This is a genomic window from Microbacterium sp. NPDC055502, assembly GCF_053643635.1.
Genome location: NZ_JBSHKJ010000002.1, coordinates 68,473 through 93,855, shown reverse-complemented (window position 1 = coordinate 93,855; position 25,383 = coordinate 68,473). Strand labels below are relative to the sequence as shown.

At 70.8% G+C, this 25,383-nt stretch carries 22 protein-coding genes; 5 read left to right on the top strand and 17 right to left on the bottom strand.

Annotated elements, in window-relative coordinates; all coding sequences use genetic code 11:
• Nucleotide 1: 1 nt before the first annotated feature.
• Genes ACWH95_RS11450 through ACWH95_RS11440 form a run of 3 tightly spaced genes read right to left on the bottom strand, consistent with a single transcriptional unit; the run spans nt 2 to nt 2,696 of the window.
• Nucleotides 2-991 (bottom strand): Gfo/Idh/MocA family protein, encoded by a 990-nt coding sequence (locus ACWH95_RS11450; protein WP_136029915.1) that lies wholly within the window; start codon nt 989-991, stop codon nt 2-4.
• Nucleotides 991-2,088 (bottom strand): DegT/DnrJ/EryC1/StrS family aminotransferase, encoded by a 1,098-nt coding sequence (locus ACWH95_RS11445; RefSeq protein ID WP_136029917.1) that lies wholly within the window; start codon nt 2,086-2,088, stop codon nt 991-993. The genes ACWH95_RS11450 and ACWH95_RS11445 overlap by 1 nt, the downstream gene beginning before the upstream one ends.
• A complete protein-coding gene (locus ACWH95_RS11440; protein ID WP_136029919.1) occupies nt 2,085-2,696 on the bottom strand; it encodes an acyltransferase in 612 nt (203 codons plus the stop codon). The genes ACWH95_RS11445 and ACWH95_RS11440 overlap by 4 nt, the downstream gene beginning before the upstream one ends.
• An 80-nt stretch (nt 2,697-2,776) precedes the next feature.
• Here ACWH95_RS11440 and ACWH95_RS11435 point away from each other — a divergent pair, with 80 nt between their 5' ends.
• The gene (locus ACWH95_RS11435; protein ID WP_136029921.1) at nt 2,777-3,463 is read left to right on the top strand and encodes a glycosyltransferase family 2 protein; all 687 of its coding nucleotides are present in this window, start codon (nt 2,777-2,779) and stop codon (nt 3,461-3,463) included.
• 5 nt (nt 3,464-3,468) lie between these two features.
• On the top strand, nt 3,469-3,849 hold the full coding sequence (locus ACWH95_RS11430) for a DUF2304 domain-containing protein (RefSeq protein WP_136029923.1): 381 nt from the start codon (nt 3,469-3,471) through the stop codon (nt 3,847-3,849).
• Here ACWH95_RS11430 and ACWH95_RS11425 read toward each other — a convergent pair.
• The 5 genes from ACWH95_RS11425 to ACWH95_RS11405 all read right to left on the bottom strand — a co-directional run bounded on the left by ACWH95_RS11425 (nt 3,846) and on the right by ACWH95_RS11405 (nt 11,138).
• On the bottom strand, nt 3,846-5,801 hold the full coding sequence (locus ACWH95_RS11425; RefSeq protein WP_136029925.1) for a DUF6541 family protein: 1,956 nt from the start codon (nt 5,799-5,801) through the stop codon (nt 3,846-3,848). The two genes, ACWH95_RS11430 and ACWH95_RS11425, sit on opposite strands and share 4 nt — an antisense overlap.
• Nucleotides 5,798-6,535, bottom strand: a complete 738-nt coding sequence (locus tag ACWH95_RS11420; protein ID WP_136029927.1) for an ABC transporter ATP-binding protein — start codon at nt 6,533-6,535, stop codon at nt 5,798-5,800. Before ACWH95_RS11420 ends, ACWH95_RS11425 begins: the two co-directional genes overlap by 4 nt.
• Nucleotides 6,532-7,446, bottom strand: a complete 915-nt coding sequence (locus tag ACWH95_RS11415) for an ABC transporter permease (protein ID WP_136029929.1) — start codon at nt 7,444-7,446, stop codon at nt 6,532-6,534. The genes ACWH95_RS11420 and ACWH95_RS11415 overlap by 4 nt, the downstream gene beginning before the upstream one ends.
• A 75-nt stretch (nt 7,447-7,521) precedes the next feature.
• Nucleotides 7,522-9,963, bottom strand: a complete 2,442-nt coding sequence (locus ACWH95_RS11410; RefSeq protein WP_136029931.1) for an FG-GAP repeat domain-containing protein — start codon at nt 9,961-9,963, stop codon at nt 7,522-7,524.
• Nucleotides 9,964-10,064: 101 nt separating this feature from the next.
• Nucleotides 10,065-11,138 carry a glycosyltransferase gene (locus tag ACWH95_RS11405; protein WP_206251498.1) on the bottom strand — a complete coding sequence of 358 codons (1,074 nt, stop codon included), beginning with the start codon at nt 11,136-11,138 and terminating at the stop codon, nt 10,065-10,067.
• A 142-nt stretch (nt 11,139-11,280) separates the two neighbouring features.
• On the opposite strand from ACWH95_RS11405, the gene ACWH95_RS11400 reads away from it, so the two are divergent.
• Nucleotides 11,281-13,044, top strand: coding sequence for a DUF4012 domain-containing protein (locus ACWH95_RS11400; RefSeq protein ID WP_454120685.1), 1,764 nt, complete (start codon nt 11,281-11,283; stop codon nt 13,042-13,044).
• Nucleotides 13,045-13,313: 269 nt separating this feature from the next.
• Complete coding sequence (locus ACWH95_RS11395; RefSeq protein WP_240744521.1) at nt 13,314-13,772, top strand: hypothetical protein; 459 nt, start codon at nt 13,314-13,316, stop codon at nt 13,770-13,772.
• A gap of 166 nt (nt 13,773-13,938) precedes the next feature.
• Here the strand turns inward: ACWH95_RS11395 and ACWH95_RS11390 are convergent, their stop codons facing one another.
• The 6 genes from ACWH95_RS11390 to ACWH95_RS11365 form a co-directional block, all read right to left on the bottom strand.
• Entirely contained in the window at nt 13,939-15,393 is a 1,455-nt protein-coding gene (locus tag ACWH95_RS11390; protein ID WP_136029939.1) for an LCP family protein, read from the bottom strand.
• A complete protein-coding gene (gene purE / locus ACWH95_RS11385) occupies nt 15,390-15,857 on the bottom strand; it encodes a 5-(carboxyamino)imidazole ribonucleotide mutase (protein ID WP_136029996.1) in 468 nt (155 codons plus the stop codon). The genes ACWH95_RS11390 and purE overlap by 4 nt, the downstream gene beginning before the upstream one ends.
• 124 nt (nt 15,858-15,981) lie before the next feature.
• Nucleotides 15,982-17,106, bottom strand: coding sequence for a 5-(carboxyamino)imidazole ribonucleotide synthase (locus tag ACWH95_RS11380; RefSeq protein WP_136035339.1), 1,125 nt, complete (start codon nt 17,104-17,106; stop codon nt 15,982-15,984).
• A 61-nt stretch (nt 17,107-17,167) separates the two neighbouring features.
• Complete coding sequence (locus tag ACWH95_RS11375; RefSeq protein ID WP_168442799.1) at nt 17,168-17,722, bottom strand: PH domain-containing protein; 555 nt, start codon at nt 17,720-17,722, stop codon at nt 17,168-17,170.
• Nucleotides 17,723-17,779: 57 nt separating this feature from the next.
• Entirely contained in the window at nt 17,780-18,550 is a 771-nt protein-coding gene (locus ACWH95_RS11370; RefSeq protein ID WP_247638590.1) for a biotin--[acetyl-CoA-carboxylase] ligase, read from the bottom strand.
• Entirely contained in the window at nt 18,547-19,830 is a 1,284-nt protein-coding gene (locus tag ACWH95_RS11365; protein WP_136035935.1) for a CDP-glycerol glycerophosphotransferase family protein, read from the bottom strand. Before ACWH95_RS11365 ends, ACWH95_RS11370 begins: the two co-directional genes overlap by 4 nt.
• Before the next feature lie 148 nt (nt 19,831-19,978).
• Here ACWH95_RS11365 and ACWH95_RS11360 point away from each other — a divergent pair, with 148 nt between their 5' ends.
• Complete coding sequence (locus ACWH95_RS11360; protein WP_454121000.1) at nt 19,979-21,004, top strand: glycosyltransferase family 2 protein; 1,026 nt, start codon at nt 19,979-19,981, stop codon at nt 21,002-21,004.
• Between the two features lie 12 nt (nt 21,005-21,016).
• Here ACWH95_RS11360 and ACWH95_RS11355 read toward each other — a convergent pair whose 3' ends face one another.
• Genes ACWH95_RS11355 through ACWH95_RS11345 form a run of 3 tightly spaced genes read right to left on the bottom strand, consistent with a single transcriptional unit; the run spans nt 21,017 to nt 25,296 of the window.
• The gene (locus ACWH95_RS11355) at nt 21,017-22,453 is read right to left on the bottom strand and encodes a CDP-glycerol glycerophosphotransferase family protein (protein WP_136029948.1); all 1,437 of its coding nucleotides are present in this window, start codon (nt 22,451-22,453) and stop codon (nt 21,017-21,019) included.
• Nucleotides 22,450-23,703 carry a CDP-glycerol glycerophosphotransferase family protein gene (locus ACWH95_RS11350; RefSeq protein WP_136029950.1) on the bottom strand — a complete coding sequence of 418 codons (1,254 nt, stop codon included), beginning with the start codon at nt 23,701-23,703 and terminating at the stop codon, nt 22,450-22,452. Before ACWH95_RS11350 ends, ACWH95_RS11355 begins: the two co-directional genes overlap by 4 nt.
• Before the next feature lie 51 nt (nt 23,704-23,754).
• Nucleotides 23,755-25,296, bottom strand: coding sequence for a S1C family serine protease (locus tag ACWH95_RS11345; protein ID WP_136029952.1), 1,542 nt, complete (start codon nt 25,294-25,296; stop codon nt 23,755-23,757).
• Nucleotides 25,297-25,383 lie beyond the last annotated feature (87 nt).

Sequence of the window (25,383 nt, the reverse complement as noted above, 5' to 3'; positions counted from 1 at the left end):
TTCAGAGGGCGACGGATGCGCCGTTGGCGGCGGAGGAGAGAGCGCCCTCGACGACCTCGAGCGTGCGCAGGCCCTGCTCCATCGTGACGACGTCGTTCGGCTTGCCGAGGACGGCGTCGCGGAAGGCTTCGTGCTCGACCCGCAGCGGCTCGCGCTTGGCGAAGGAGAACCGGGTGATGTCGCCCTCGGACACGCCGCGGAACGCGAGCATCGACTCCCACTCGAGCGGGATGGTGCCGTTGGCGTAGAACGTCAGGTCGCCGGTCGCGGTGTCGGCGATGAAGGTGCCGCGGTCGCCGGTGACGACCGTGATGCGCTCCTTCATGGGCGAGAGCCAGTTGACGAGGTGGTTGACGATCACGCCGTTGGCCAGCCGGCCGGTGACCGTGATCATGTCCTCGTAGTCGCGTCCGCTCTTGTGCGCGGTCTGCGCGAACACCGTGGTGTACTCGCTCTGCGCGACCCAGCTCGTGAGGTCGATGTCGTGGGACGCGAGGTCCTTCGCCACGCCCACGTCGGCGATGCGGGCGGGGAACGTGCTCTGGCGGCGGGTCGCGATCTGGTACACGTCACCGAGCTCCCCCGCTTCCAGGCGGCGTCGCATCTCCTGCAGCGCGGGGTTGAAGCGCTCGACGTGGCCGACGGCTCCGACCAGGCCCCGGGCGGCGAAGGCGTCCGTCATCCGGCGCCCCGCCTCGAGCGAGTGCGCGATCGGCTTCTCGACGAGGGTGTGCACCCCGGCGTCGGCCAGCTTGAGCGCCGCGTCCTCGTGGAACGCGGTCGGCACGGCGACCACGGCGATGTCGATACCGGCGGCGATGAGCGCCTCGATGTCGGGGAGGATCTCGAGCTCGCCCGCGACCTTGTGCGGGTCACCGCCCGGGTCGGCGATCGCGACCAGGTCGATGCCCTCCACGTCACGCAGCACGCGGGCGTGGTTGCGGCCCATCATCCCGACGCCGAGCAGTCCGGCGCGCAGATTCGCCGCCATCAGGCGCCTGCCCCCGCGACGGCGTTCACCGCGGTGACGATGCGCTCGAGGTCGTCCTGGCTGAGCGACGGGTGCACCGGCAGCGAGGCGACCTCGCGGGCGGCACGCTCGGTCTCGGGGAGGTCGAGGCCCGGGGCGAAGCGCGTGAGCGAGGGCAGCCGGTGGTTCGGGATCGGGTAGTACACGCCGGCGCCGACGTTGTGCTCGTTCTTGAGCGCCGCCACGAAGCCGTCGCGGTCCTCCGGCACCCGGACCGTGTACTGGTGGTACACGTGCACGGCACCGTCGGCGACCGGGGGCACGACCACGCCGCGCAGGTTCGCGTCCAGGAAGGCCGCGTTCTGCTGACGGGTCTTCGTCCAGGCGTCGACCTTGTGCAGCTGCACCCGGCCGATCGCGGCGTGGATGTCGGTCATGCGGGCGTTGAAGCCGATGATCTCGTTCTCGTACTGCCGCTCCATGCCCTGGTTGCGCAGGAGCTTGACCTGACGGGCGATCTCGTCCGTGGCCGTGGTGACCATGCCGCCTTCGCCGCTGGTCATGTTCTTGGTCGGGTAGAGGCTGAACATCGCGAAGTCGCCGAACGAGCCGACCGGGCGACCGTCGAGCGAGGCGCCGTGCGCCTGCGCGGCGTCCTCGTACAGGGCCACGCCGCGCTCGGCGGCCAGGGCCTCCAGCTCGCGCATGCGGGCGGGGTGACCGTACAGGTGCACCGGGAGGATGCCCTTGGTCTTGGGCGTGATCGCGGCCGCGACGGCTTCGGGGTCGAGCGTGAAGGTCTCCGGCTCGATGTCGACGAACACCGGGGTGCCGCCGGTGAGGGCCACGGAGTTGCCCGTCGCCGCGAACGTGAACGACGGCACGATGACCTCGTCGCCGGGGCCGACGCCCGCGGCGAGCAGACCCAGGTGCAGACCGGCGGTGCCGGAGTTCACGGCCACGGAGGGCCGCCCCGGCACGAAGTGCGCCGAGAACTCCTGCTCGAACGCGGCGACCTCGGGGCCCTGCGCGACCATGCCGCTGCGCAGCACCCGGTCGACGGCCTCGCGCTCTTCGTCGCCGATGATCGGCTTGGCGGGGGGAATGAACTCGCTCACACGGTCTCCTTGGTCAGTGTTCCGTCTGTCTCGGTGTACCGTCCGCCGGTCGCGGGGCACACCCAGGTCTTGTCGTCGTCGGCGCGCGTGAGGGGAACGCCCGCTTCGCCCACCCAGCCGATGCGGCGCGCCGGCACCCCGGCCACGAGCGCATAGGAGGGGACGTCCTTCACCACGACGGCCCCGGCCGCCACCGTCGCCCAGGCGCCGATGGTCACGGGCGCGACGCAGGTCGCCCTGGCACCGATCGAGGCACCACGCTCGATCGTGACGCCGACGGGCTCCCAGTCGTGCGCGCTCTTCTGCGTGCCGTCGGCGTTGATCGCCCGCGGGTACGTGTCGTTCGTGAGCACGACGGCCGGTCCGATGAACACGCCGTCGCCGAGTCGAGCGGGCTCGTACACGAGCGCGTAGTTCTGCACCTTGCAGTTGTCGCCCATGACGACACCGGTGCCGATGTAGGCGCCGCGGCCGACGATGCAGTTCTCGCCGAGCTGCGCGTCTTCCCTCACCTGGGCCAGATGCCAGATCGAGCTCCCTGCTCCGATCTTCGCCTCGGGGGACACATCGGCCGAATCGACGATCCGGACGTCGGTCGGTGAGGGCATGCGGGATTCTCCTCGCGGCTCGGGAAGGGGACTCGGTCATCCTATCTGCTCGCACAGGCGTTTCCTGAGAGGATAGGGGTGTGACCAACCCAGCCACTCCCGACCCGCATACCTGGGTTGTCGTACCGCTGTACAACGAAGCAAGCGTCATCGCCGGCGTCATCGCGGGGGTCCTCCCCCACTTCCCGAACATCGTGTGCATCGACGACGGCTCCACCGACGGCTCCCTGGAGGTGGCTCGACGCGCCGGAGCCCACATCGTCGAGCACCCGATCAACCTCGGTCAGGGTGCGGCCCTGCAGACGGGCATCGAGTACGCCCTGTCCCAGCCGGGCTGCGAGTACATCGTGACCTTCGATGCCGACGGCCAGCACCGCATCGACGACGCGGTGGCGATGGTCGCCGCGGCGCGTGCCAGCGGCGCGGCGATCGTGTTCGGCTCGCGCTTCCTCGACGACCGGACGAACCCGGGCTGGATGAAGCGCGTGATCCTGAAGACCGCGGTGTGGGTGACCAACATGACCACGAGCGTCAAGCTCACCGACGCGCACAACGGCCTTCGCGTCATCCGCGCCGACGCCGCCGCGCGCCTGCAGCTCAAGCAGGACCGGATGGCGCACGCCACCGAGATCGTGCTGCAGCTCGGCGACACGGGGCTGCCGTGGATCGAGCACCCGGTCGAGCTCCTCTACACCGACTACTCCAAATCGAAGGGCCAATCGGTGCTCAACTCCGTCAACATCCTCGTCGACCTGATCGTGCGGTGAACGCCATGTGGATCCAGATCCTTCTCATCGCGGCCGTCATCGCCATCGGCGCCGTGTTCATGCGCCGGACCGGTGCGGACAGCCACCTGGCGATCCGCCGTCTCCTGTACGGCGGCTTCGTGCTCGTGGCGATCGTGTCGATCCTGTTCCCCCAGTGGCTCACCTGGGTCGCGAACCTCGTGGGCGTCGGGCGCGGTACCGACCTGCTGCTGTACGCACTGGTGGTCATCTTCATGGTCTTCGTCTACACGCAGTCGAGGAAGAACGCCGCGCAGCAGCGCAGCCTCACCCTGCTCGCGCGCAAGCTCGCGCTGCTGCAGGCGTCGCAGGACCCGCAGGACGGCGCGCGTCGTGCCGCCCCGGACGACGGCCAGCCCGAGGATTAGCCGCAGGCGGTGATCCGCCAGAGGCTCGCGTCACCCTCCGAGGCGACCTCCTCGAAGCCCGGCCGGTCCTCGAAGTCGGTCATGCCGGGCATGAGGTACTCGCCGGGACCGGTGCCGCCGATGCCGAAGTCGAGCACGTACTCCGGGTCGCCGTAGGCGGCGAGGGCCTCGCACACCGCGGGGTCCTCCGCGGCGTCACGCAGGTGCGCGGCGATCACGTCCCACGCGGCGGACTGCGGCGGCGCCCACGTGCGAGGGACGATGTCGCGCTCCCCGAGCACGTAGGCGAAGCCGGCTCCCGTGGAGGGGTTCGCGATGATCAGCGAATCCCGCGACACGAGGTCGGGAAGCTCGGTGAGCAGGCGGTACTCGTCGTCGGAGAGGTAGCTGTCGGCGTTCATCGCGTAGCGGGACTGCTCGTCCGTCTCGTCCGCGACGCGCAGTAGCACCACCGGGGAGAGCGCGACGTTGACGATCCCGACCACGGCGACGACCGCCAGCGAGACCAGCGCGACCGCGTCGCGACGCGCTCCCGTGAGCCTCGGGACCGCGGCGGACACCATCCGCACGATCATGGCGAGGCCGAAGGCGGCGAGGGGGACGACGACGATCGGCACCATCGCCGCGAGCCGGAAGGAGTCGCCGTACCAGGGACCGGTGAGGGCCCTCTTGATGAAGGGAAGGTCGGTGCCGACGCTCACGATGTAGAGCAGCGAGAACCCGGCCCATCCCACCGCCAGCCACCGCAGTCGCCGGTCGCGCACGGCGGCGATCAATCCGGCCAGCAGCAGCACGCTCATCCCCCACGCCGCGGGCAGCAGCGAGTGGCTGTTCACCAGCACGTCGGCGATCGCGCCGAACACGCCGCGGTACGACCGCCACAGCACCGGTCCGGCGAGGTAGGCCAGGACGAGCCAGACGACGCCCACCGCGGCCCAGCCGATCACGATCACGCTCCACCGCAGCACAGGGCGCGCGCCGGGGCGGCGGATGCCGAGCAGCAGGCTCCCGGAGAACCACAGCATCACCAGCGCACCCCACGTGAGCACGGACGACGGCTGCGACAGCGTGGCCGCCGTCACCGCCAGGAGCGCGGCGACGCCCGGACCCGCAGCGGCCAGAAGGCGTTCACCGCGCCGTGCGCCCCGCCACGACCGCACCGCGACGATCGTGAGGGCGACCGCGGCGGGGACGACGGCGAGCGAGAGGGCGTAGGGGTACAGGACACCCCACTCGAACATGAGCTGCGGGAACGCCATCAGGCCCGCCGACAACCCGGCCGCCAGCGCCGTGACCAGTGCATCCCCGCGGCTGACGACGTGGGCGAGCAGCGACACGCTCAGCGGCCACACCACCGCGGCGATCACCAGCGCGACGATGTTGGCCGCGACCGGGATCGAGCCGATGTCCAGAGCCACCAGCGAGGTCATGGCGTGCCAGGCCGCGGGATAGAAGGTGGATCCGCCCAGCACCCCGGAGAGGTCGAGCGACGAGACCGTGCCGGACTCGGCGGCCCAGCGCAGCGCGTTCAGGTGGAAGACGGCGTCGTTCGTCTGGGAGATCGCGGTCGGCGTGCCGACGTACGCCATCAATCGCGCCGCGTTGAGGCCGCCGCCGACGATGAGGCCGACGGCCAGGAGCGCGAGGTGCCGCGGCTGCCGTCGTGGCACGTCGGCCACGCTGCGACCGCGACGAAGCAGCAGCGACACCGCGAACACCACCGCCACGACGACCGCGACCGCGATGCCGACAGAAGCGAGACCCCAGTGCACCCCGAGGAACGGGAAGACGATGGCCAGCACCGCGAGCGTGCCGACCGAGAGGCTCGGGGCCGACGCCCAGAGCGTCAACCCGCGCAGACGGAGAGCGGCGCCCAGCAGGAGACCGGGGACGAAGAAGACGAGGAGCGTCAGGGCGATCAGCCCCGACTGCGCGACCCAGTCGCCGATCATTCGTCGACCAACGCGATCGCGCCCTCGATCTCGCCGTCGTACACGACCTCGCCCTTGTTGATCACCACGCCTCGGGTGCAGAGCTCACGCACCATCTCCATGTCGTGGCTCACGACGACGAGGGTCTTCTTCTGCGCGATCAGCTCGCCGAACTTCTGCCGGCACTTCTCCCGGAAGGGCGCGTCGCCGACCGACAGGATCTCGTCGACGAGCAGCACGTCCAGCTCGACGTGGATCGCCACGGAGAACGCGAGCCGCATGAACATGCCGGAGGAGTAGTGCTTGACCTCCTGGTCGATGAACTGCTCGATCTCGCTGAACGCGACGATCTCGTCGTAGCGCTCCTCGATCTCCTTGCGCTGCATGCCCAGGATCGCCGCGTTGAGGAACACGTTCTCGCGCCCGGACAGCTCGGGGTGGAAGCCGGCACCGACCTCGATGAGACCCGCGACCCTGCCGCGCGTGAGCACCTCGCCCGCGTCGGGTTCCATGACCCCCGAGATGAGCTTGAGGAGAGTGGACTTGCCCGAGCCGTTGAGCCCGAGGATCGCGACCGACTCCCCCTCGTTGATGACGAGGTCGAGCCCCTTGAGCGCCTCGAAGGTGCTGGAGGTCTTGCGACGCCGGATCCAGGCGACCACGGTGTCCTTGAGCGACAGCGCGTGGTTCAGCGTGAAGTTCTTCCGCACACCGTCGACGACGATGCTCGGGCGGGGGGCGATGGCGGTACTCATAGGTCCTGCGCGAACCTTCCCTCGAGTCGGCGGAAGACGAGCTGCCCGATCAGCAGCGTGCCCAGGGCGATCAGGAACGTCCACAGCGTGTTCCAGCCGAGGCCGGGCGGCAGCGGCATGGTCGTCTCGGTGACCGGACGCCAGAAGGCGTAGTGGAACAGCTCGACGCCCTGCGTGATCGGGTTGAGCATGTAGAGCTCGAGGATCCAGTCCGGCCAGCCGAGCGTGCGGACGGCCTCCTGCACCATCGTCCACGCGTAGAGCACGGGCGAGGCCCAGGTCGCGAGCAGGAGCAGCAGCTCGACGATGTTCTCCGCGTCACGGAACCGCACGTTGATCGCGCCGAAGAACAGGCCGAGCCCCAGCGCGAACAGCGTGACGATGACGATGCCCGCCAGCGCGGCGAGCACCGAGAGCACGGTGATCCCGGGGATCCAGCCGAGGAAGAGGCACACGATCAGCAGCAGGGCCAGCTGCGGGAGGAAGTGGATGAACGCCACCAGCACGGCGGAGACGGCGAAGAGCTGCCGCGGCAGGAACACCTTCCGCACGAGCGGGGCGTTGTTCACGATCGACGTCGTCGCGTTCTTGAACGCCTCGGAGAAGAGGTTGATGACGACGATGCCCGAGAACAGGTAGACGGGGTAGCTCTCGATGTTCCTGTTCAGGCTGAGGAACAATCCGAGGACCACCCAGAACACCAGGAACTGCGCCCCGGGTCGCACGTACGACCAGGTCCAGCCGAGCACCGAGTTGCGGTAGCGGGTGGTGACGCCGGTCCGCACGAGCAGGTACAGCAGATACCGCCAGCGCACCACATCGATCAGACCGCGACTCGTGCCGGGGGTGTCGAAGGAGGAACGCGGGACGACGGCGAAAAGATCTCGGGTATCTGTCACGGCCCCACTCATTCAGCTGCGGCGGCGGTCGCCGCGGCGCACTCCAGTATCCTATGGCACCCGTCCGGACGCCTTCACGGCACGCGCTCAGCCGAGGGCGGTGAGCGTGTTCCAGCCGTTCCCGATCACGCCGCTCGCGCCCCAGCCGCCACGGCCGTCACCGCGGAACAGGTAGAGGTTGCCGTTCGTGTGCCGCCCGAGGAGGTCGGAGGTGCCGTCGCCGTCGAAGTCGCCGGGGCTGAACAGGGCGTTGAAGCCGCCCCACCCGACACCGATCTGACGCGGCGTGCCCCAGCCGCCCGTGCCGTTGGTCGGGTACACCCACAGGCGCGCGTCGGTCGTGCGCATGATGAGGTCCGCCCGACCGTCGCCGTCGAAGTCGCCGCCGTTGACGGCCATGTCGAAGCCGCCCCAGCCGTAGCCGATCTGGATGGCCTGGCTCGCCCAGCCGCCCCTGCCGTCACCGCGGTAGTACACGAGGTGGCCGGCGGAGTTGCGCGCGATCATGTCGGTGTTGCGGTCGCCGTCGAAGTCGATGCCGCCCACGAGGAGCGTGTGGTTCTGCCAGCCGTTGCCGATCACGACGGGCTGCCCGTAGCCGCCCGCGACACCGGGGATCAGCCAGAGCCGTCCGTCGGGGGTCACCCGACCGAGGTCGCGGTACCCGTCGCCGTTGAAGTCGCCCATGGGGATCAGTCGGTCGCCCGCCGTCCACCCCGAGCCGATCTGCTGGGAGCCGCGCCAGGCACCGGCGCCGTTCCCGCGGTAGAGGTTGAGGTTCCCCTGTGCCGTGAGCCCGAGCACGTCGGGTCCGCCGTCACGGTCGACGTCGCCCACGCCCGATGGCATGGCCCGCGGCTTGGTGACGAGGTCGCCCGAACCGGTCAGCGCCGACAGGATCTGCCAGCCGTTGCCGATCTTGCCGCTCGACGTGATCGCTCCCCGTCCGTCGCCGGGGTACATGTAGAGGTCGCCGTTCGCGGTGCGCGCCGCCACGTCGTTGACGCCGTCGCCCGTGAAGTCGCCCGGCACGAAGATCGCGGTCATGCCGCCCCAGCCCTGCCCGAGCTGACGGGAGCCGGTCCAGCCGCCGCCGCCGTCTCCGTAGTAGGCGAACAGTCGACCGGCGGCGTCCCTGCCGATGAGGTCGGGGTTGCCGTCGCCGTTGAGGTCGATGTTGCCGACGAGCATGTTCATGCCTGCCCACCCCCAGCCGACGCGGATCGCAGGCAGGAGGCCGCCCTTGTCGTTGCCGCGCCACAGCATGAGGTCGCCGTTCTTGGCGGTGGTGAGCACGTCGGGGATGCCGTCGCCGTCGAGGTCGCCCGCGGCGGTGGAGAGCACCACGCCGCTCCAGTCCAGGTTCAGCGACTGCGGTGCCGAGAAGCTGGCGCCGCTGCCGCGCATCACCGAGACGCCGTTGCCCTGGCGGATGATGAGGTCGCGCGTGCCGCTGCCGTCGAGATCGCCGACCACCATGGCCGCGCTGACCCCGGTCAGGCCGCTCGCGAGCTGCTTGCGGTTGCCCCACACGTTCTTCGCGAACGGGTATCCCCACAGCACGCCGGCACTGTCGACGCCGACCATGTACGACGAGGAGCTGACCGAGGCGAGCGAGGGCACCTGGGGCGCCTGGGTGGAGCCGAACCAGTCGGTGAAGTAGTTGTAGAAGTTGCGGTTGCCGTAGGCCGAGCAGGTGTCGCCGTCGCCGTATCCGGCGCGCAGCGCCGCGGCGTTCGGCTGATACGGCGTGTAGTAGTAGAGGGCCGAGGTCGCCTTGTTGGCGATGTACACCGGCGAGGAGCCGCACGCGCGGTTCGGGTTGAAGAGGATGTTCCAGGTGCGGCCGGGCGCGTAGTACTGGAACCACTTGCCCTCCATGTAGATCTGCATCTGGCGGGCGGCGCCGTAGATCTGGTGGAAGAAGCCGACGTACTGCGGGTCGCAGGGCGCGTCGTCCGGGCAGCCCTGTCCGAGCGCGATGTCGTAGCGCCAGGCGCTGGGCCACGTGTGGTTGACCAGGCTCTGCTCCTTCTGGAGCATCACGATGAGCACCTGCGGGTTGATCCCGCACGACTGCGCTGCACGGTAGATGATGCGCGCGGCACTCTCGTTCGCGGCGCCGGTGTATCCGTCGCAGTACTGGTCGGCGGCCCGAGTGACCGTGGTCATCTTGAAGTCCTTGATGCACACGATGGGACGACCGTCCTCGTCGGTGCCGCCGAGGCACCGCGAGACGCGCGCGTTGAAGAAGGCCTGGATCTGCGCCTCCGTCATCGTGTCCTTATTGGTGAAGACGGCGTCGCTGATGATGTTGCCGGGCGTGAAGCCGGCGAGCGTGCTCTTCGCGATCCCCGACGCCGCGGGGGCGCCGACCGCGCGGGCGACGGGCGCGGAGGCGGAAGCGGCGGCCGTCGCGGCGGTGGCCGGCACGACGGTGCCGACGAGGAGGGCGGAGACGGCGAGGAAACAGGTGAGGAGTCGGGAGGTCCTCAGGGTGTTTCGCGAGCGTGGGGCACGTCGAGACATGTGACCAGTGTGACGGAAGTTGCGAGATGATGCCACTGTTGCGACGTTTCCACCAGGGGAATTCGGCGTGTCGCCCGATTGTGCAGCGTCTTCTCAGCCGTTCACAGGTCGGCGTGCAGGCTCCACACCCTCTCCGCCGCGCCCGCCCAGGAGAACGCGCGCGAGCGGTCCGATGCGAGCACCCGCAAGCGCGCAGAACCGTTGCCCGCCGCATCGGCGAGCGCGTCGGGCAGGTCGTCCGGCGCGGCGAACATCCCGCCGTCCGCGATCACGTCACGGTGGCATCCGGTATCGCTCGCCACGACGGGCACCCCGACGGTGAGCGCCTCGACGGCGCGCCACGGCCACCCCGCGACCGTCCTCGTCGCCGCGTAGGCGGACGCCCCCGAGAGCACGGCAGCGCGGTCCGCTGCCGACAGCGCACCGCGCACGTGCGCGCGCCGTTCGGGCAGGCCTGCGGCGGAGGCGACCTCGGCCAGCCGCGGCTCCGAGCCCTCCGGGGCGTCGAGCACCACGGCATCGACGCCGGCGGCGACGGCTCCACGGAACCCCGCCGCGAGGGTGTCCGCCGATCCGGTCAGGACGATGTACTCCGACGGCAGGGACAGCGCGCCCCGCCGGGACTCGGCGTCGGCAGGCACGGCGAAATCGTGCGGCGGTGCGCCGGCGATGACGCGGATCCGGTCGCCGAGTCGGGCGATCTCGGCCAGACGCTCCCCCACGGCGTGGGTCGGCACGACCACGGCGTCCGCGTGCCGCGCGGCACGGCGGAGCATGCCGCGCTGCCAGGCCACGGCCGACTTCGACAGGGCGCCCGGGTCGTCCCAGGCGCACAGGTCCCACACCGTCACGGTGGTCTGATCGTGGTCGTGCACCCTGTCGTGGCGCACGAGCGGCGCCATCAGCGTGGGCGCATGGATCATCCCGCCGCCCACACCCGGAGCGATGCCCAGCTGCCACGAGGCCGCCAGTTCCCGGCGACCGAGACCGAGCGTGCGCACCTCGTCGACCCCGGTGACGTCCACTTGCGCGCCCGCCGGTACGATCGCGTCGACCGCGCAGCCGGACGGGGCCGTCGCGACGAGCCCCGCCGTCAGCTCACGTGCCGCCGTGGCCTGGTCCTGGTCCACGACGTGCACCAGTTGATCCAGAACCACACGCAGCCGAGCACCCATGGGTTCAGGCTAACCGCGGCATGCTGCGGAGCCGTGGAGCGCACCGCCCGCCGGTCCGCAATTTCAGCGTTCCCACAGCAACGCATGACCTCACGTGCGCGCTCCATGGCCTCGCGCGTACCCACCGTGCTTGAATGCTCGAGTGAGCGATGGCCGACTTCCTGCCCGACGCCGATGGATCGGATGGACCATCGGCATCCTCCTGACGCTGCTCGTGATCGCCATCGGCTGGGTCACGGTCCGCGGCATCGGCGCGGTGGACGATCTGCGTCAGGTCGCGAAGGGCGCGACCCAGCTGAAGCAGGCGATCGCGGAGGGCGATCTCGACGGCGCGGAGCCCATCTCCGATGCCATCGCCCGCAACGCGGCCTCCGCCCATGACCTCACCTCCGATCCGATCTGGCACGCGTTCGGCGTCCTGCCGTGGGTCGGTCCGAACTTCCAGGCCGTCAGCGAGATCGCCGAGATCGCGGACGACGTATCGACCGAGGCGCTGCGACCCCTGCTGCAAGTCGGCGCCGATCTCGACCTGTCGAGCCTGGGCTTCACCGACGGCGCGATCAACCTCGCGCCGTTCGCCCAGGTCGAGGAGCCCCTGGCCGCCGCCGCGGCGTCGCTCACCTCCGCCGACGACCGAGCCAAGCGCATCGACGCCGATGCGACGCTGCCCCCTCTCGCCGATGCCATCCGTCAGATGCGAGGATCCGTCACGCAGGCGGCGACGGTCGTGGGCTCGCTGCACGGCGCTGCCGTGCTCCTGCCCACGATGCTGGGCGGCGACGGGCCGCGCACGTACGTGCTCGCGATGCAGAACAACGCCGAACTGCGCTCCTCGGGCGGCATCATCGGCTCGATCGCCCTGCTGCACGCCGAGAACGGGCGGGTGACCCTGCAGAGCCAGGCATCGACGCGCGACTTCCCCGCCCTCGATGTCCCCCTCCCGGTGAGCGAGTCCACCACGGCGCTGTTCGAGGATCGCCCAGGACGGTTCCTGCAGAACATCACCAGCATCCCCGACTTCCGCGAGGCCGGCGAGACGATCGCGGCACGGTGGGTCGGGCGTTTCGGTGGCCAGGTCGACGGGGTGATCGCCGTGGACGCCCTGGTCGCCGAGCATCTGATGGAGGTCACGGGCGACCTGACGTTCGGGCCCTTCACGGCGACGTCCGACACGATCACGAGCATTCTGCTGTCCGAGATCTACGCGGCCGTCCCCGACCCCGTGGCACAGGATGACATCTTCGCTCTTGCAGCCGGCGGCCTGTTCGGAGCAGCCCTGTCGGGCGGCGATCCCCAGGCTCTGATCGGCGCGCTGGCCGATGCCGCGGGCGAGGGTCGGATCCGCATCTGGAGCGCGCACGAGGACGAGGAGACCCTGCTCGCCGCGAGCGCCCTCGGCGGCACGATCCCCCCGGACTCGGCCGACACGAGTCACGTGGGCGTGCTGTTCAACGACGGCACCGGCGCGAAGATGGACTACTACACGCGCGCCACGATCGCGACCGCCGTCGGGCGCTGCGACGGAGAGCCGACCACGCAGATCACCGTCACCTGGACGAACACCGCACCCGCCGACGCGGCGACCTCCCTGCCCCCGTACGTGACGGGCGACGGGTTCTACGGCGTGCCGCCCGGCACCGTGCGCACGCTCATCGCGGTGTACGGCCCCGAGGGCGCCACCCCGTCCCACGTGGACAGGGACGGTGAGGACGACGGCGTGCAGACGGCGATGCTCGGCGACCGGTCCGTCGTGCAGCACGAGGTGCAGCTGGCGCCCGGCGAGTCGACCACCATCACCGTCGAGTTCCAGGGCACGGGTGCCGGTCAGCGGCTCACCGAGGTGCTGCACACCCCCCTGATCACGGGGCCGGAGCTGACCAAGGACACACTCCACTGCGGTTCGTGACAATCTCCCTCGAATGGGGTACTGTCATCTCACTGGGGAATAACTGGGGTCTGTGAACCTGCCGTGGGGGCAGGAGACCTCACGCAGTCGGACGCAGGGGTGTGTCCGGAGGCGATTCCGCGTGACATTTCTGGGGAGAGATCATGCTGAAGAAACTGGCTGCCATCAGCCTTACCGCTGGCGCGCTGGTACTCGTCGCGCCGACCATCGCAACCGCTGCGCCGACGATTCCGGACGCATCGAGCGATTCGTACCCCTCGCCTCCCGGTGTGAAGGTCGGCGACCCGATCATCGACGTGTGCGAGGTCTCCACCATCGTCTTCGGCCCCGGGTACTTCCTGCCGTCCGAGAACGTGGCGGTCTCCGTTTCCGGCAAGAACGCGGGCAAGGCCGCGACCTCCGGCAACACCGCCGGCGCCGACGGCAGCATGACGCTGACGTTCCGCCCGCCGGCCGACGGTGAGGGCTCCTACGCCGTCGCCTTCGGGGGCTCGCGTCCGTACACCGCCACGATCACCGTGTCGCACGGCCACGACGCCGCGTCCAGCTGCGATCACGACCCTGCCGTCGCACCCGCGGGTACCGAGCTGCCCCTGACCGGCGGCGGCATGGAGCTCGCGCTCACCGGCGGCTCGGTCTCGCCGTGGGTGCTCGGCGGTGGAGCTGCCGCCCTGGTCGCCGGTGGGGCGCTCGTCGCCACCGGGATCGTTCGCCGCAAGCGCGCCTGAGCCTGGCTGCCGCCTCGCGCGGTGGTCGGCTGGACGACGGTGATCCCTCCCCCTCCGATCACCGTCGTCTGGCGAATCCGGTGCTGCACCGGACGCCCACGGGCGACGACCCTCGGGAGCGTCGCCCGTGGGCTGCGCCATGCCCACGCGGAGCGGGCCCCCTCCGTCAGGGGCTGGGCGTGGGGGTCGACGTCGGCGGGTGCAGCGCCTGCTGGATCATCTGGTGGATGTACCCGTAGTCGGGGTTGTGCTCGTCCACGCCCGAATCCGGGGTCAGCTCGATCGTCGTGACCTGCTGCTCCTTCGCCTTGAGCATCAGATCGAAGAACTCCGGAAGCTTGTCCTGGGGCAGATCGGTGCTGATCAACGCCGTGCCCGCCGCGGCGACCTCGTTGAACCGCGTCAGCACGGTCTGCGGCGTGAACTGAGCCAGGATCGCCTCCTGAAGTTCCCGCTGCCGCTTCATGCGGTCCCAGTCGCTGGTCGTGTAGCGCGAGCGGGCGTACCACTGCGCCGTGTCGCCGTCCATGTGCTGCTGTCCCGGCTCGATCCAGCCGATCGCCCACTCGTTCACGTCCGTCCCGGTCCATCCCTCGGGCGGACCGCCCTTCGGGAGACGCTCGGTGACGTTGATATCGACCCCGCCCAGCGCGTCGACCAGGTCGGCGAAGCCGTGCATGTCGACGAACACGTAGTACGGGATCTCGATCCCGAGGACGCCCTCGGCGGCATCCTTCGTCGCTTCGATGCCCGGCTCGGAGCCCTGGGCGACCGCCTTCGGGTACAGCTCCGCTCCTCCGTCGTCCCGGCACACCTCTGCGGCGTAACGCACGTGGTTCATCCAGCCGTTCCACCCGCAGGTCGACGAGCTGTGCCCCTCGAATCCGTTCGGGTACTGCGCCTGCATGGGACTGCCGTCGCTGAACGGCGCATTCGGGAGCTCACGCGGAATGCCCGTGATCGTGACCGCACCGGTCTCGGCGTTCACCGACACGACCGAGATGCTGTCGAAACGCATGGAGTCGCGGCCGTCCCCGCTGTCCGCACCGAGCAGGAGGATGTTGTAGTAGCCGTCGCTCGGCGGGAGGCTCGGTCCGCTCTGCCCGAAGATCGCCCCGACGGTTCCCCGCACGGATCCCACCGATGTCGCGGCGTAACCGGCGGCGCCGCCGACCAGACCGAGGAGCACGAGCGCCACCACGGGGATCGCCAGCCGCGAGGGGTTGGGGACCTTGACCAGCCGCACGAGGCGCAGGGTGTCGAGGGTCAGCACGATCCACAGCACCACGTACGCCACCAGCAGCACCTGGACGATCGTCAGCACCACGGCGGAGAAGAACCCGCCGGCGACCGTGAGCCACAGGAGGACCGGTCGGGCGAACAGGGCGAGACCGACGGTCACGATCACCAGCAGCCAGGCCGTGAGCGTGGCGCCGAGACCGAACCGACCGAGACGGCGGTTGCCCGCCAGCACCTGAGCGGACCCCGGAAGAAGAAGGTTCATCGCGATGAGCCACCACCCGCGTTTCGACATCATCCCGGGGTCGGTGGAGTCCGGGTGCCGCAGCGGCCGGGTCTCGATGATCGGGCGCTGTCGTGCGCGCGGAGGCGCAAGGGTCACAGCGAGTCCTTCAGCCGTTCGTTCTTCGCCGCGACCTGCGACTCGAGATCGGCGGCGTAGGCCTCGACCCGGTCGGCGAGCTCCGCGTCGGCGGCGCCGAGGATGCGGGCGGCCAGGAGGCCGGCGTTGCGGGCCCCGCCGATCGAGACGGTCGCCACGGGGATCCCCGCCGGCATCTGCACGATCGACAGCAACGAGTCCATGCCGTCGAGGTACGCGAGCGGCACGGGAACACCGACCACGGGCAGCGGCGTCATCGACGCGAGCATCCCGGGCAGATGGGCCGCTCCGCCGGCCCCCGCGATGATCACGCGGAGCCCTCGCGCGCGGGCCTCCCGCGCATACGACATGAGCTTGTCGGGGGTGCGGTGCGCCGAGACCACCTCGACCTCGTGCGGGATCCCGAAGTCCGTCAGGGCCTGCGAGGCGTCACTCATGACGCGCCAGTCGGAGTCGGACCCCATGACGACGCCGACCACGGGCGCAGCGGAGGAGTGAAGTGGCTCTGTCACCAGAACAGGCTACGGGCTCGCGCTGGGAGAACACCCCAGCGGCACGCGGCTGCGCCCAGGTCCCGTCCGCCTCGCGTCACGCGAAGTGCGCGGCGGCCGCCCGAGCGACGTACACCGCGTCGTCCAGGTCCTCCCCGGCGACGTTGACGTGTCCGACCTTGCGACCCGGACGCGGCGCCTTGCCGTACGTGTGGATCTTGGCGCCGGGGTGCTCCGCCATCGCCGACGCGAACCGCTCGTCGAGCGTGGCACCGATCGGGCCGCCGAGGATGTTCACCATCACCGACCACGACGCGCGAGGAGCGGTGCTGCCCAGCGGCAGGTCGGCGACCGCGCGCAGGTGCTGCTCGAACTGTCCGGTCACGGCGCCGTCCTGGCTCCAGTGCCCGCTGTTGTGCGGACGCATGGCCAGTTCGTTGACGAGGATGCGCTCGTCGTCGGTCTCGAACAGCTCGACCGCGAGCATGCCGGTGACGCCGAGACCCTCCGCGATGGTGCGTCCGATCCCCTCCGCCACCTCGACCAGCCGATCGCCGGCGGCCGGGGCGGGCGCGATGACCTCGGCGCACACCCCATCGCGCTGGACGGTCTCGACCACGGGGTACGCGATCATCTCTCCCCCGCTGCGCCGGGCGACCTGCTGGGCGAGCTCGCGGACGAACGGCACGAGCTCTTCAGCGAGCAGTGCCTCCCCCTCACCGAGGGCGTCCAGCCAGTCCCGTGCGTCGTCGGCGGAGCGGACGACGCGCACGCCCTTGCCGTCGTAGCCACCCCGCGGGGTCTTGACCACGGCCGCGCCACCCTGGGCGTCGAGGAAGGACTGCAACTCGGCGACGTTCCGCACCGCTGCCCACTCGGGCTGCGGCACCCCGAGGTCGGCGAGACGGGCACGCATCGCGAGCTTGTCCTGGGCGAACTGGAGCGCGTCGGGCCCCGGGTGCACCGCGACGCCGTCGGCGACGAGGGCCCGCAGCACGTCCTGCGGCACGTGCTCGTGATCGAAGGTGATGACGTCGACACCCTCGGCGAACGCGCGGACCGTCGCGAGGTCGCGGTAGTCGCCGACGGCCGTGGCCGCGAGCCCGGCGGACATGCCCTCGTCCTCCGCGAGCACCCGCAGGTCGATCCCGAGCTCGACCGCCGGAGCGATCATCATCCGTGCCAGCTGTCCTCCGCCGATCACGCCAACGCGCAACGCCATGTGCCGCCTCCATTCGTTGGTCCCATTCTTCCGCACTCGAGGGCGCGCGAGGGAACGCGGGTCAGAGGGCGTCGGTGTCGTCGGCGGTGGCCTGTGCGTCGCGGTGCGCGAGGATCTGCCCGACCTCGATCTGGTCCGCCAGCGTCTCGTGCACCAGGGTCACGTTCGGGACGTTCGGCAGCCGCAGCGGAGCGTCGACGCCGTTGGACAGCGTCACGGTGCCGCACCCCCACAGGCGCTGGAGCGGTCCGCGGCGCACCCCGATCGTGTACCCACGCGCGTGCGACATCTCCCTGCGCTGCCGGGAACCGATGCCCTGATGCGCGATCACCCGTCGCGTCGTGATGGTGGTGGTGCGCGAGTACCAGACGACGAAGGGGACCACGACCGCGAGCAGGACCACGGCGCCGGCTGCGGCGAGCAGCATCCAGTTCTCGAACCCGGCCGGCAGGTTGCCGTACAGGTAGGCAGTGAGCCCGAACGTCGCGATGAGCACCACTGCGGACCAGAACAGGCGTCGCGCGTGGCTACGGAAGCGCGCGATCAGCAGCTCTTCGGCGGGGGCCCCGGGCGGCGGCATCAGCGGCCGCCCGCCGAGCGTCACGGGCTGGGTCACCCCACCATTGTGCCCCGGGACACCGACAACGCCGGTCGCCGGGCGGCGTGTCCCGCGTCACGCGGGCCGCACGTGCACCACGTCGCCCGCGGAGACCGCGCGCGTCGCGCCGTCGGCGACCACGAGCAGCCGCCCGTCCGGGTCGAGGGCGCCGGCGGTTCCTTCGAGAGAGCTGCCGTCGGGCAACGAGACGCGCACCGCCTGGCCGACGGTCGCACAGCGCGCCGTCACCGCGGCGTGCAGTCCGCTGGTGAGGGCGTCCTCCCCCGCGGCGAGCGCGGTCAGCCACCGGTCGAGCCCCATGAGGTAGGTGACGAGCAGCAGGTCCTCGTCGACGGCGGCGTCCTGCGCTGCGAACGAGGTGGCTGTCGGCACCGGCAGCTGTTCCCGCGACATGCGCGTGTTCACCCCTGCGCCGACCACCACGGCGTCGGCAGTCGCCTCCGCCAGGATCCCGGAGATCTTCGCACCGTTGACCAGCACGTCATTGGGCCACTTCACGGCGACCTCGCAGGCGGGCAGCTGTGCGGCGACCGCATCGGCCAGTGCGAGCCCGGCGGCGAGCGGGATCCAGCCGCGAACAGCCGGATCACGGGGAAGGTCACGGAGGAGCACCGAGACCGCGAGCGCGGTACCGGCGGGCGCGACCCAGGTGCGATCCAGGCGTCCGCGCCCCGCCGTCTGATCCTCCGTGACGAGCACGGACAGGTGCGGCCAGGCCCGCTGATCTGCCGCGGAAGCGCGCAGGTCGGCATTCGTCGAGCCGGTGGCCTCGACGACCACGAGCCGGGAGGCGACTGCGGCGGTGCGCGGCAGATCGAGGCTCATGCGTCCTCGTCCTCGGCTTCCTCGTCGTCGTCGTTCTGATCGTCGCGCACGGTTCCCACCTCGTGGGCGCGCCAGCGATCCCACTCCTGCATGAGCTGTTCGATCGCCCCGTGGAACTTCGCGGTCGCGACTCCGGGGGTGGTGTCGCCGAAGTAGTGCTGCACCCACATGCGCAGCCGCGCGACGGCCGCCTCGTCGGCCCGCACCCGGTCGACCTCGGAGACGATGTCAGTCGCACCCTCGACCGTCAGCCACTCGCAATCGGAGAGGTAGCCGGTGGTGTCGACGGCGGCCTCCGGGTCGACGGGGCGGGTGATCATCAGCGGCTTGCCGGCTGCGAGCCGGTCGTAGACCATCGCGGAGATGTCGACCACCGCGACATCGGCCGCCGCGAGCTGCCACCCCAGCTCGGGACCGTCGTCGTACACGTGCTGCGCGGCGGGATCGGCCGCGTTGGCGGCAGCGATCGCCGCGAGGATCCGGCGGTGCGCGGCACCGTAGGCCTCGTCCACCACACCGCTGCGCGGATGGGGCCGGTAGATCACACGATGACGGCCGCTCGCGAGCAGCGCCGACACGAGCGCCTCGCCGTGCGAGGCGATCGACCCGTAGTGGGCGCTCGGCCGGTCGCCCTCCCACGTCGGCGCGTAGAGCACCACGATCCTGTCGTCGGGTGCGTAGGGCAGCACGCCCGAGTAGTGGTCGGCCTGCGGGCGGCCGATCTCGATCGTGCGACGGTCCACGTCGTAGTCCCACAGCGTGCGCGACAGCCGGTCGCGGGCGGCCTGCCCTGCCACGAACGCCCAGTCGTACGCCTTGTACTGGTTCGTGGTCATGTACATCTTGTCGGACTCGCCGTGGTTGATGAACACGTGCCAGCGGCGACCGTAGCGGAACATCTGGAAGTTCCGGGTGTTCTGGTTGACGTACAGCACGATGCGGATGTCCTGCGTCGCGATGAAACGCTCCAGATCGCGCACCTTCGGGACGAACGCGACGGGAGGTGCATCTTCGTCGAGCAGCTTCTCGGCTCCCGTCGCCTGGCGCGAGAGCACCACGACGGGCCAGCGCTTCGAGAGCTCCGCGAGGGGTCGGTACCACTGGCGCATCTGGTACATGTTGACCGCACCGTCGGCGAAGTACACCGCGATCTGGAAGTGCTCGGGCGGATAGGGTTCCCGTTCGGCGAGCCGACGGCGCACGCGCTGCACGGCAGAGCGGGACTCGAGTGCCCGTCGCAGCAGACGGTAGGCCTTCTTCGCATCAGACAGTGCACCCATCCCTCCAGGATAGTTCGTCGCTCGCGCCCCTCCCGGCGGAGGGACGCGAGCGGTGGACAGCCCTCAGCCAGCGAGGGAGCCGCCGTGACATGATCGACGTGTGCCCCCAGAGAAGACGACCGACCCCGCGACCGGAGTGTCGTTCGTGATGCCGGTGCTCAACGAGCGCGCCTACCTTCGGCACGCGGTCGAGTCCGTCCTCGCGCAGGAGGTCGGGGGTCCGACCGAGCTGGTCCTCGCTCTCGGCCCCTCCTCCGACGGCACGACCGAGCTGGCACGCGGTCTGGCCGCCGCCGACGACCGCATCCGGCTCGTCGAGAACCCCGCCGCCCACATCCCGGTCGGACTCAACGCCGCCATCCGCGCAAGCCGCTACCCCACGATCGTCCGGGTCGACGCGCACTCCGAACTCGCCCCCGGCTACGCGGCCCACGCCCTGCAGACGCTCGCACGCACGGGAGCGGCGAACGTGGGCGGCGTCATGCACGCGGAGGGCCGCACGCCGTTCCAGAAGGCCGTCGCCCGGCTCTACAACTCCCCCGTCGGACTCGGCGGAGGCGCGTACCACGGAGGCCGCACCGAGGGCGAGGCCGAGTCGGCCTACCTCGGGGTGATGCGCCGCGCGGTGCTCGACGAGGTCGGCCTGTTCGACGAGACCATCCGCCGCGGCGAGGACTGGGAGCTCAACCTGCGCATCCGGCAGGCGGGCCACGCGGTCTGGTTCGACCCGGAGCTGTCCGTCACCTACTGGCCGCGCGAGAACTGGCTGCGCCTGGCGCGACAGTTCCGAGCGACCGGGGCGTGGCGTGGGGAGCTCGTCCGGCGGTTCGGCCGCAGCAACGGCCTCCGCTACTTCGCGCCGCCCGCCCTCGTGCTGCTCGTGGTGCTGGCGGTGGTCGTCGGCGTGCTGCAGCTCACGGGCGTGCTCGGCGGGGTGGCGTCGATCCTGGCGTCCGTGCTCGTCTACGGTCCGATCATCCTGTACGTCCTGCTCGTGGTGGCCGTCGCCTGTGCGCGCGGCGGCGGAGACCTGCGGCAACGACTGTGGACTCTCGCGGTGCTGCCCACCATGCACCTGTCCTGGGGGCTCGGGTTCCTGACCGGCGTGCTGCGCGGTGCCAGAGACACGGTGGACGCCTCGCGCCTGGGCAGCCGCAACACGCCGCTGCCCTGACCTACGGGGTGATCAGCGGGTCACGAACCCCAGGTCGAGGATGCGGTCAACGACCCGTCGCGCCGCGTGCCCGTCGTCGCGCGTGTTGAACTGCCGACGCCACGCCGCATAGCGCTCCGCGTACCTCTGCTCGTGCTCGGGATCGTCGAGCGCCGCCACCAGCTCGTCCTGCGTGCGCACCAGCGGACCGGGAGCCCGCTCGGCGAGGTCGAAGTAGAACCCGCGCAGCTGCCCGCGGTAGTGGTCGAGGTCGGGGACCAGGAAGTAGAGCGGCTTGCCGGTCACGCTGAAGTCGAACATCACCGACGAGTAGTCGGTGACGAGGGCGTCGGCGGCGAGCAGCAACTGGGATGTCTCCGGGTAGCCCGTGACATCGATCACACGGGCCCCTGCCCTGTCCCTCCCCTGCTCGAGCGTGCGGGAGTGCCCGCGGACGAGCACCACCGCGTTCGCCTGACGGGCGAGGAGCTCGGGGTCGACGAAGTCGACCATCTCCGCGCGGTCGTCACGCCAGGTGGGCGCGTACAGCAGCACGCGCTCCTCGTCGCCGATGCCGAGCGCCGCACGCACCGCCGCAGGGTCGCCCGTGATCAGCGCGTCGTTGCGGGGGTAGCCGTCGACCCAGATCGGACGACCGAAGAACGCGTAGGCCTTGCGGAGGATGCGCTCGGCGTAGGTGTTCTGCGCCAGCAGCACGTCCCACCGCCGCGATTCCTTCACCACGGCCGCCATGCGGCGCGGGTCGAAGCCGGGGCGGTGCAGGGCGAGCCGCTTGAGCGGGGTGCCGTGCCACGTCTGCAGCACCTTCTGTCCCGGCTTGCGCGCGAACCGTCGGCGCAGCCAGTCGTTCACGATCAGCAGACGTGCGGCACCGCGGGCACGCCACCACTCCGGGCTGCCCTCCACCACCGCGATCGCACCATCGGGCACGGCGACCGACAGATCGACCACGCTCCAGTAGCGCCGCACCTCCGGCGCCCGCTGCGCGAGCTCGCGGTCGATGGCCCGCGGGTTGCAGCCGACGCTGCGGCCGTAGAAGCTCTCGAAGAACACCGCGTTCTCGGTGCCGCCGGCCTGCGACACGTAGCGCTCCTCGAGCGTCGATCGCCCCTCCGGGGTGTCGTACACCGGATCGATCGGCGCCGCGATGCGCACCGTGGCGCCGTCGACCGCGATCCGCACGCCACGCAGCACGACGGGAGCGATGCGGAGTTCCGTCACATCCACGCCCTCGATCGACAGCGCGTACTCGCCCGACGGCAGCGGCAGCTCGGGCCCGCCCCACCGCGACGCCTGCAGCGGGAACGTCGCCTTCCACGTCTTGCCGCCACCGGTCAGGCGGGCGGACACCCGTGCCCGCGGTCCTGCGAGCTCGGCGATACCGGGTCGCTGGCCGGGCCCGGCGATGATCAGCGCCTCCGCCTCGACATCGATGCGGGCCGTCGTCATGCTGCTCCCTTCGGCGCGGGCACACCCCGCGAGCGGATCGCCCGGTAGACGCGACGGGTGTTCTCCCCGTCGCGGAACGCGTGCATCTCCGCGCTGAGCGTAGCGGACCGCGTCGCGGCATCGGCGAAGGCGGCGGGATCCCCCAGGAGCGCGTCGAGCTCTGACAGCAGCGCCTGCCATCCCTCGGCCGCACCGGTCGTGGCGACATCCGCGTAGCGTCCATAGAAGCCGCGGGTGCGGGCGTACTCCTCCGCGTCGGGCGCCAGGAACGCGACCGGCATGCGCAGCAGTCCGACGTCGTACGCCAGCGACGAGTAGTCCGTGACCAGCACGTCGACCGCGGCGAGAGCCGGTGTTACATCGGGGAGCACCGCGCTCGGCAGCATCCGGACCCTGGCGGTCGGCAGGGGCGGCGCGTAGGAGCCGGCGCCCAGGGGGTGCGACCGCACCAGGAGCACAGCATCGTGGCGCTCCAGCAGCCGCACGACCTCGATCCACTCCTGAGCGGTCGGGACGGACGGATCGGGAGCGCCGTCACGCCACGTCGGCGCATACAGCAGCACCCGAGCGGCGGGCGGCAACTCCCCCGCGGCACCGGCCAGCACGGCGCGCGCCGCCGCGCGGCGTTCCGTCTCGGTGCCGGCCGAGAGCACGTCCACCCGCGGCTCGCCGGTCACCACGACCCGGTCGTCGCCCAGTCCGAATGCCGACTCCAGGCGCCCGCGGGCCCGGTCGGACGCCGCGGGCAGCACACGGATGCGCTGCGCCGTTGCGCGGTAGAGCACCCCGATGAGGCGCCGCAGCAGCGGGGCACCCGGAACCGGCGGAACCTGTGTCGTCGCGGGCGAGTCGAGCCCGATGCGCTTGAGCGGGATGCCGTGCCACAGCTGCACCACGAACGCACCGCCGTTCGCGTACCGGTTCACATCACCGAGTCCGTGCGTGACCACGACGACTCCGGCCCGCGCGGTCGCCCACCAGCCGCGCAGCCCCGAGCGGGGAACGGTGCGGATGCCCAGCGCAGCGGCGTCGCGCGCCTCGCGGTCGTCGGCCGTGAGCCAGAGCGTGTCGTGACCGAGAGCGGCGGCGTGACGCTGGAGCGCAAGAGCTCCGTCGCCGATCCCGGCGCCGCAGCCGAAGACCCAGCGCCGGCCCCGGGGGACGAGCAGTGTGCCGAGGCGTCCGAGGGCGTACAGCGGGATGCGGAGCAGCTTGGCCGCATTGCCGGTGCCGAAAGAGAAGGACGCCACCCCGCGAGCCTATCGCGCGAGGTGGCGTCCCTCCGTCCGGAGCAGGGTGCCTCAGCCGGCGAGCGTCCCGAGCGTCAGGTCGACGTCGTACTCCTTGCCGCCGCGCACGTAGGTGACGGTGGCTTTGCTGCCCGCAGCCGCCGCGCGCACCTGCGCGGTGAGGTCGGTTGCGCCCGTGATGGGGACGCCGTTGAACTCGGTGACCACGTCATCGGCCTTCAGACCGGCGTCCGCCGCGGCGCCCCCGGGCGTGACGTCGGCGATGTACGCCCCGGACACCGTGGCTCCCTCAACACCCGAGGCGTCGCGGACCGAGGCGCCGAGCAGCCCGTGCGTGGCGGCACCGTCGGCGATGATCTCCTCGGACACGCGCTTGGCGATGTTCGAGGGGATCGCGAAGCCGATGCCGATCGATCCCGAGTCCTCGGAGTTGCCCGAGCTGGCGATCGCGACGTTGATCCCGATCAGCTCGCCCTTGCTGTTGACGAGCGCACCGCCGGAGTTGCCGTGGTTGATCGCGGCGTCCGTCTGGATCACGGCCACCGAGATGGAGTCCGTCATCTGCTGGCCGCCGCTGCCCGGGATGTCGAACTGGAACGGGCCCTGGCCCTCCTGTGGCGACTGCTGCTCCGGCGCATCCTCGGACGAGGAGTCCGGCAGCGCCGACGAGGCGATCTGGATGCTGCGGTTCAGCGCGCTCACGATACCGGTCGTGACCGAGTTCGCCAGGCCGAGCGGGGCGCCGAGCGCGACCGCGGTGTCTCCGACGTTGAGCTTCGACGAGTCGGCGAACTCGATCGGGGTGAGGTCCTTCGCGTCGGTGAGCTTGATGACCGCGAGGTCGTAGATCGGGTCGGTGCCCACGACCGTGGCGTCGTAGATGCGGCCGTCCGATGCGGTCACCCGGATGGTCGGGTCGGCCACGGCACCGCCGAGCGTCACGACGTGCGTGTTGGTGAGCACGTAGCCGTCCTTGCTGATGATCACGCCGGAGCCGCTGCCGGCCTCCTGCGATCCCGCGACCTCGATCGTGACGACGGAGGGGAGGGCGGCGGTGGCGACGGCCGTGGTCTCGTTGACCGATCCGGGGTTGTTCACGGTGACGGTCTGCGGGCCCTGCGCGGTGCCGGACGACGGGCGATCCTGCAAGCCCGTGAGAAGCGCACCGCCGCCGAACCCGGCGACACCTCCCACGAGGGCGGCCGCCACGACGAACGCGGCGATGCGCGTTCCTCCGCGGGACTTCTCCTTCGTCGCCGCGGGGGCGTTGCCGTCGGACGGCGCGTGGGCGCCGGAGGGCGCGGTGGCGGGGACGCCGAATGCGGCGCCCGGAGCGTTCGGGGTCGAGCCCGGCGCGGCGAGGCCGTGCGGAACCGGCGCGACGATCGGGGCGACCGGGGCGTGCGACGCGAACGTCGACGGCACCTCGTGTCCCTGCGCGGGCGCGGGCCCCGACGTGTGGTTCGCGTTCGGTGCGGTCGGGCCGGCGGCGGTCGAGTGGCCGTCGCCGGACGGGATCGGCGGGACGGGCGGGGTGGGCACGGCATCGCTCGACGCGGGTGCGGTGTGGTCCTGGGGGTTGTCTTCGTTCATGGTGTCTGCTCCTTCGACGCCCCTTCAGGATGGCGCGTGTGCCTGTGCGTTTCGTATGTCGAGCGTGAGTTTCGGCTATGGCCTTAG

Bases quoted from the DNA above. Each gene is read 5' to 3' on its own strand.
- ACWH95_RS11450 (WP_136029915.1), bottom strand. From the start codon at position 991: ATGGCGGCGAATCTGCGCGCCGGACTGCTCGGCGTCGGGATGATGGGC.
- ACWH95_RS11440 (WP_136029919.1), bottom strand. From the start codon at position 2,696: ATGCCCTCACCGACCGACGTCCGGATCGTCGATTCGGCCGATGTGTCC.
- ACWH95_RS11430 (WP_136029923.1), top strand. From the start codon at position 3,469: ATGTGGATCCAGATCCTTCTCATCGCGGCCGTCATCGCCATCGGCGCC.
- ACWH95_RS11425 (WP_136029925.1), bottom strand. From the start codon at position 5,801: ATGATCGGCGACTGGGTCGCGCAGTCGGGGCTGATCGCCCTGACGCTC.
- ACWH95_RS11420 (WP_136029927.1), bottom strand. From the start codon at position 6,535: ATGAGTACCGCCATCGCCCCCCGCCCGAGCATCGTCGTCGACGGTGTG.
- ACWH95_RS11415 (WP_136029929.1), bottom strand. From the start codon at position 7,446: ATGAGTGGGGCCGTGACAGATACCCGAGATCTTTTCGCCGTCGTCCCG.
- ACWH95_RS11410 (WP_136029931.1), bottom strand. From the start codon at position 9,963: ATGTCTCGACGTGCCCCACGCTCGCGAAACACCCTGAGGACCTCCCGA.
- ACWH95_RS11405 (WP_206251498.1), bottom strand. From the start codon at position 11,138: ATGGGTGCTCGGCTGCGTGTGGTTCTGGATCAACTGGTGCACGTCGTG.
- purE (WP_136029996.1), bottom strand. From the start codon at position 15,857: ATGGGGTCCGACTCCGACTGGCGCGTCATGAGTGACGCCTCGCAGGCC.
- ACWH95_RS11380 (WP_136035339.1), bottom strand. From the start codon at position 17,106: ATGGCGTTGCGCGTTGGCGTGATCGGCGGAGGACAGCTGGCACGGATG.
- ACWH95_RS11370 (WP_247638590.1), bottom strand. From the start codon at position 18,550: ATGAGCCTCGATCTGCCGCGCACCGCCGCAGTCGCCTCCCGGCTCGTG.
- ACWH95_RS11365 (WP_136035935.1), bottom strand. From the start codon at position 19,830: ATGGGTGCACTGTCTGATGCGAAGAAGGCCTACCGTCTGCTGCGACGG.
- ACWH95_RS11360 (WP_454121000.1), top strand. From the start codon at position 19,979: ATGCCGGTGCTCAACGAGCGCGCCTACCTTCGGCACGCGGTCGAGTCC.
- ACWH95_RS11355 (WP_136029948.1), bottom strand. From the start codon at position 22,453: ATGACGACGGCCCGCATCGATGTCGAGGCGGAGGCGCTGATCATCGCC.
- ACWH95_RS11345 (WP_136029952.1), bottom strand. From the start codon at position 25,296: ATGAACGAAGACAACCCCCAGGACCACACCGCACCCGCGTCGAGCGAT.